This window comes from Streptomyces chiangmaiensis (genome assembly GCF_036281785.1).
GTDB lineage: Bacteria > Actinomycetota > Actinomycetes > Streptomycetales > Streptomycetaceae > Streptomyces > Streptomyces chiangmaiensis.
Map to the genome: position 1 here is coordinate 1 of NZ_JAYWVC010000333.1, position 5,776 is coordinate 5,776.

The window sequence follows — 5,776 nt, forward strand, 5'->3', positions numbered from 1 at the left end:
ACGGCGATAGCGACCCGGAAGGCAGCGAGCCTTGCCGCCCCCCCCGGCGGTTGCTGCGATGTTGGCGTGGGTGCGGTCCCCGCTTCCCACCGCTTCCAGCACCCGGCGTGCCTGGTCGGGCGAGGGGAATTCGGCCAGCAGGGACGATTCGGGCACGCTGAACAGCGGCGAGGCGGGGTCGGCGCACTCCTCCTGGATGAAGGACAGGGCTGGAGTGCCGTGCGGCCAACTGCGCAGGATGCCGGGCAGGCCCCCGGAAACCAGATGTGCGTCGATCGCATCGGCCGCATCGAGGCCGAGGGCGCCACCGGTCTCTGCCGGATTGAGCGGGCCGAGCACGAGATTGTCGGCCCGCCCGTAGAACGGGCGGTCGTAGGCCGTGAGCCGCTCCATCATGTGGATGTCGCTGCCCAGCAGGAGCAAGAGCACCGGATGCCCGGCCAGCAGCCGGTCCCACGCGGTCTGCAGTGCTCCGTCGAACAGGTCATCCTGCTCGGCCAGCCACGGCAGCTCGTCAAGGACGACAACGGCCGGGGCATCCGGCAGTACCGACGCCAGCGCCCGGAAGGCGTCCGGCCAGCTCCCCGCCGCATGCGTGGGAACCAGCTCCGGGTCAGCGGGCAGGGAAGAGTCCTTGAGATCGGCAAGAAACCCGGTCACCGCCTCGACCGGGGACGCACCCTTCGTTGCCGTGAAAAACAGGTATGGCACACCCGCCCGGTCACAAAACTCCTGCACCAAGCGCGACTTGCCCACCTGGCGAAGCCCCCGGATGGCCACGGCGGTCCCCGAACCTGACTCCGCGACCCGTTTCAGACGCTTCCCAAGCAGGGCCAGCTCGGTCGCCCTGCCGACGAAGCCCACCGTCATATCTATGCCCAATCTACATAGAGCAAATCTATGTAGATGTCTACCACGAGGCCAACATGTCCATGCCCGATTCACCGGGTTCCTCTGAGGATGCCCCGGCCTTCAGGCCGGGGAGGAATCGGACTCCTGCGAAGCAGGACAGAGACAACCGGATCGCCGCCAGGGCGATCCGGCGTCCACCCCGCACGGGCGATGATGGAGCCCACAACGATCAAGAACCCTCAACTGTCAGTGCTCCCGAGCGGCGTATAGCGGCGGCTCGGCAGCGCTGCGCCCCACTCGGCCGACGAGTACGCGAGGGCCGGCAGCCGGAGCTCCAGTTCGGCGACGACTGCCCACTTGGCGGAACCGAGCCTGCGGTACGAGCGCGCCTGCACCCACCACACCAGGCACTGGCAGAGCGCGGCCACCATGACGCATACGACGCCAGCTGTCGGTGCCTCGCGCGCCTCCGATGCGGCAGCTGCCCCGAAGAGGGTGAGCAAGAGCCCGTTCACGGTGAGGAAGAACGTGTTTGCCACGTTTCTGCGGGCGCTTGCGCGGTCCGCCGACTCCACGTACACCTTGTACTGCTCCAGCACGGCTGTGCGGTAGCGGTAAAGCGACGCGTCGGCGAATGTTCTCTGGGGCAAGAGGTGTGGCGCGACGTGGAGTTCGACGACTTCTTGCAGCTCAGCGCCGGTGCCGTTGACGGTATCGGGTGCAACAGGTGTGGCGCCATCGCTGAATCGAGCGATGTCAGCCTCGGCTGGCACGCGACCTCCCGCCCGGGCGTTCAGCTCCGGCAGTCGCGCTCACGGCTGAGGCTGAAAGGTCACCTCACGGTGGATCAGGAGTAGGTCAGTGGCTGCGGGGCGCGTACGTGATCACGGCCATGCCCGCGAGGCACACCAGGGCTCCGATCACGTCCCAGCAGTCGGGCCGGTAGCCGTCGGCGACCATTGCCCCAGGCGATCGGCCCGGCGACGAAGATCCCGCCGTAGGCGGCGAGGATGCGCCCGAAGTTGTCGTCGGACTGGAAGGTGGCCACCACCCCGTACAGTCCGAGGGCGATGACGCCGGCGCCGATCCAGATCCAGCCCTTGTGCTCGCGGATGCCCTGCTAGACCAGCCAGGCGCCGCCGATTTCGAAGAGGGCGGCGACGACGAACAGGGCAACGGATCGAGCGACGGTCATACCGGCTGACCCTACCGGCGGCCCGCGCTTGTGATCTTCAGTGGGTCGGCGGACGCCTTGCAGCCGCATCCGTCCTCACCTGCGGTCTTCGGTGAGCAGGTGCAGGAGCGGCGGCGCTGGCCGAGCCACCAGGTCCCCGCCGCGAGCACGGCCAGGACGACGGCGAGGGCGGGCAGCCAGCCCACCACCGCCCCTGCGCCGGCTCCGACGACGCCCGCCGTGATCAGGACGGGCAGCGCGCAGCACGCCACACAGGCCAGGGCGGCCACGCCCCCGAGTGCCTTCGGCGCGCGGTGGGGGCGGGGGTCAGCAGCAGGGGCCGGCATGGCGGTTCTCCTCCGCGAGGTCGGTGAAGGGAATGGGGCAGCAGGGCATCGAGGCGCACGCGGTGAGGTCGTCGCAGCCCGCCTCGACGGCGGCAGCCAGGGCGGTGCGGATGGTGGTCAGGTCCGCGATCTTCGCGTCCACCTCGGCGAGCTTGGCCGCGGCCCGCTCCTGGAGGCCCGAGACGGGGCGGCCGTGGCGGTGGCGGCCCGCCTCCAGCAGTTCGGCAACTTCCTCCAGCGTGAACCCGAGCCGCTGGGCGGCCTTGATGACCCGCAGTGCGGTGACTGCCTCCTCGTCGTAGAGGCGGTGGCCGCCGGGGCTGCGGTCGGGTTCGGCGAGCAGGCCGCGCCGCTCGTAGTAGCGCAAGGTCTGGATGTTCACCCCGGCCGCCTGAGCGACCTGCCCGCTGCGCAGACCGGTGCCGCTCACGGCACATCCCGGCCGGCTACCGCCGTTGCCCGCTCCTGGAGGGCGTCCAGCACGGCCTCGTGCGCGTCGTCCACCTCGACGTCCAGACGGATGTGCTCCGGGCCGGGATGGACGGTGAAGGTGAAGAACGAGCAGCAGCCGCTCTCGCGGGCCACCAGGTCGCGCACCGTCTCCTCCACGCCCTCGCCGCCGGTGAGCAGCATCTCCAACCGCAGGCGGTCGGGCCGGGACGTGTCGGCCAGACGCTCGGCGAACAGCGCGTCGAATTCTGCGACCCGCAGCGGCTGCTCGGGGGTGGGCAGCGTGCAGGATGCCGGTATCCAGGTCGTCATAGTGACCACTCCTGTCGTCGGGTCCATGCCTTCTGGAGGCGGGACGTCTTCGACGGTAAACCTGTACCTGGGTACCGGTTGCAAGTCTGGCCGCTGCCCGCCGCTAGCGTCGGCGGGCGGAGATCATCAGCCCGGTGAGCGCCAGGATCATCCAGCCCGTGAGGTAGGCGAACGCTGCGGTCGGGGAGATGACGCTCCACAGCACGCCGGCCACGGTGGAGGCCGCCAGGTTGCCCAGCGACTGGACGGTGGCGAGCATCCCGAACGCGGAGCCGCGCAGGTCGGCCGGGGCGAGCGCCGCGACCGCGGAGTGCTGGGCGGTCTCCACCGCGCCGATGCCGACGCCGGCCAGGACGAACGGGACAGCGAGGAACGCGATGGCAGCGCCGCTCACTGCGAACAGGCCGTAGGAGAGGGCGAACGCGCAGACGCCGGCGGCAAGCACGAGGACGGGGCCACGGGGGCCGAGCCGGTCGGAGAGCCGTCCGGCGGGGACGGAGGCGAGGGTGGCAGCGACGTTGTACGCGGTGTAGAGGCCGAGCGCGATGGTCGTCGCGGCCTTCGTCCCGTGGTCAGGGGCGAGCAGATCGGTGGCCCGCAGGATGAGCAGGGTCGCGGCGACGTTGCCGACCTCGAACGCGGCCACCGATCCCAGCAGCCTACCGAGGTCGCCCTTCAACACCGGCTTGATGCGAATCTTCAGCGGCACCTTGTCCCGGCTGGTGGGGCGCGGGATATAGCGGATCGCGTAGACGATCGCCGCGGCGGCCAGCAGGCCCGGGATGACGGACAGGCCGATCGCCCCCTGCACGCCGATCCACGCGACCAGGCCGAGCGCGAGGAGCGGGCCGAAGATCGCGCCGAGGTTGTCCATCATCCGCTCGAAGCCGTACGCCCGCCCGTACGCCTTGGCGGGGACGATGTCGGCAAGCAGCGCGTTGCGGGCGGGGACACGCAGGCCGCGGGCGGTCCAGGCAGCCGCCCGCAGGAGGCCGACCTGCCACACCGCGGTCGCCCCGGCGGTCGCGGCGCCCAGAACGGCGGTGGTGGTGTAGCCGCCGACGGCGACCTTCCGGCGGCGGGCGGGGTCGTCGGCGAGCACGCCGCCTCCGAACCGGGCGGCTCCGGCGAGCGCGTCGGAGACGCCCTCGATCGCGCCGAGGGCCGCAGCTGGCGCGCCCAGGGTGGAGGTGAGCAGGGACGGCAGCAGCGCGGTGGGGATCTCGTGGCCGACGTCAGCGAGGAAACTCGCCGAGCCGATGCCCCGCACGCCGGGCGTCAGCCACTCATCCTGATCACCGGTGGTCTGGTCAGCCGACGGCTCACTCCTGGTCATGCCGGGCAGTCTGCCCCACCCGTGTCCTCACGCAGCTGGCTTGTCGCTCAGGGCCGAGAACGCCTCGTTTCGTCGGAGGGCGATCTCTGTGAGTTCTGGCAACGCTTGAGGGCTTGCCGGTGGGAGCATGGACGTGCTCTGCGGAATGAGGCTGCGGTGGCGCCGCAGGCTGAACCTCCCGGGAAGCCACCCCGCCCGGCCCTGCCGCCACCGCGGGCGGAAGAATCCCCCGCATGGAAGCACTGCAGGTCATTGCCGTCGTCGTCGCCGCCTTCGGCACTGCGGCCCTGTCCGCGGTCGCTGGGTTCGGCGGCGGGGCGCTGCTGCTGCCGGTGTTCGTCACGGTCCTGGGCACCCGGGACGCGATCGCCGTCCTCACCGTTGCCCAACTGGCCAGCAACGGCAGCCGGGTGTGGTTCAACCGCCACGAGGTCGACCGGCGCCTGGTCGGCATCTTCGCTCTCGGCGCCGTCCCGGCTGCCGTTGCCGGTGCGATGCTGTTCGCCACCGCACCCCTGCCCGCGCTCACCCGCCTCATCGGCGTGTTCCTGCTGGTCATGGTCGCCTGGCGGCGCTGGAAGCCGCACGCCGCCCGGCTGGACGACCGCGCCTTCGCCACCGTCGGCGCCGCCTCCGGCTTCGGCTCCGCTCTGGTCGGCTCGGTCGGCCCGATGGTCGCCCCGTTCTTCCTCGCCCGCGGCCTACTGAAGGGCGCCTACATCGGCACCGAGGCCGCTTCCGCCGTGGTGATGCACCTGACCAAACTGGTCGTCTTCGGCGCCGCAGCCGTGCTGACCGCCTCCAACGCCGTCATCGGCCTGGCCCTGGCACCCGCCAGCACCGCAGGCGCCTGGGCCGGCAAGAAGATCGTCGACCGGCTCCCCTCCCACGTCTTCGTCATCGTGGTCGAGATCGGCCTGATCACCTCCGGTCTCCTGCTGGCTATCACCGGCGGCTGATCATCCACCTGGCCACTATCACGGGCACCAGGGCCAGATCCCGAAGTGTTGCCGGCTGACCGGAGCGGTCACCTATGGCGCCGCCTCCCACTGGATGCAGCTGCTCATCGGTACCGGACTGTGCGGGGCGCTCACGACCTATTCGACGTGCTCCTACGAGACGCTGCGGCTGGCCGAGTCCGGACGCGCTTCTTCGCCGCTGCCAACGTCGTAGCCGGTCTGGGCGCCGCGTTCACCGGCGTCGGCCTTGCCCAAGCCCTCTGAGCCTGAAGCTGCGGGCTGTCGGGGTAACCGTCCTGCCACTCCCGCTGGTTCAAGGCTCACCAACTTCATTAATAGTCCTTAG

General features: G+C 70.5%; 7 protein-coding genes and 2 pseudogenes. 2 read left to right on the forward strand and 7 right to left on the reverse strand.

The genetic code is table 11. The features are described from left to right. The 7 genes and pseudogenes from VXC91_RS41655 to VXC91_RS41685 all read right to left on the reverse strand — a co-directional run. Positions 1-870, reverse strand: an 870-nt coding sequence (locus VXC91_RS41655; protein ID WP_329512567.1) for an AAA family ATPase, incomplete at its 3' end; no start/stop codon positions are given. 221 nt (positions 871-1,091) lie between these two features. Beyond that, positions 1,092-1,625, reverse strand: coding sequence for a RipA family octameric membrane protein (locus VXC91_RS41660; RefSeq protein ID WP_329512568.1), 534 nt, complete (start codon positions 1,623-1,625; stop codon positions 1,092-1,094). A gap of 85 nt (positions 1,626-1,710) precedes the next feature. Next, a pseudogene (locus tag VXC91_RS41665) lies at positions 1,711-2,047 on the reverse strand (YnfA family protein). Positions 2,048-2,058: 11 nt separating this feature from the next. Beyond that, positions 2,059-2,373: a hypothetical protein gene (locus VXC91_RS41670; RefSeq protein WP_329512569.1), complete on the reverse strand. Its 315-nt coding sequence runs from the start codon at positions 2,371-2,373 to the stop codon at positions 2,059-2,061. Then, entirely contained in the window at positions 2,354-2,803 is a 450-nt protein-coding gene (locus VXC91_RS41675) for a MerR family transcriptional regulator (RefSeq protein ID WP_329512570.1), read from the reverse strand. Before VXC91_RS41675 ends, VXC91_RS41670 begins: the two co-directional genes overlap by 20 nt. Then, entirely contained in the window at positions 2,800-3,135 is a 336-nt protein-coding gene (locus tag VXC91_RS41680) for a hypothetical protein (protein ID WP_329512571.1), read from the reverse strand. The genes VXC91_RS41675 and VXC91_RS41680 overlap by 4 nt, the downstream gene beginning before the upstream one ends. Positions 3,136-3,238: 103 nt before the next feature. After that, a complete protein-coding gene (locus VXC91_RS41685) occupies positions 3,239-4,471 on the reverse strand; it encodes an MFS transporter (RefSeq protein ID WP_329512572.1) in 1,233 nt (410 codons plus the stop codon). Between the two features lie 233 nt (positions 4,472-4,704). On the opposite strand from VXC91_RS41685, the gene VXC91_RS41690 reads away from it, so the two are divergent. Together VXC91_RS41690 and VXC91_RS41695 are read left to right on the forward strand one after the other, a co-directional pair. Continuing rightward, on the forward strand, positions 4,705-5,430 hold the full coding sequence (locus VXC91_RS41690) for a sulfite exporter TauE/SafE family protein (protein ID WP_329512573.1): 726 nt from the start codon (positions 4,705-4,707) through the stop codon (positions 5,428-5,430). A gap of 55 nt (positions 5,431-5,485) precedes the next feature. Continuing rightward, positions 5,486-5,694: pseudogene (locus VXC91_RS41695) on the forward strand (fluoride efflux transporter FluC); the annotation flags it as partial. Positions 5,695-5,776 lie beyond the last annotated feature (82 nt).

Bases quoted from the DNA above. Each gene is read 5' to 3' on its own strand.
- VXC91_RS41670 (WP_329512569.1), bottom strand. From the start codon at position 2,373: ATGCCGGCCCCTGCTGCTGACCCCCGCCCCCACCGCGCGCCGAAGGCA.
- VXC91_RS41680 (WP_329512571.1), bottom strand. From the start codon at position 3,135: ATGACGACCTGGATACCGGCATCCTGCACGCTGCCCACCCCCGAGCAG.
- VXC91_RS41685 (WP_329512572.1), bottom strand. From the start codon at position 4,471: ATGACCAGGAGTGAGCCGTCGGCTGACCAGACCACCGGTGATCAGGAT.
- VXC91_RS41690 (WP_329512573.1), top strand. From the start codon at position 4,705: ATGGAAGCACTGCAGGTCATTGCCGTCGTCGTCGCCGCCTTCGGCACT.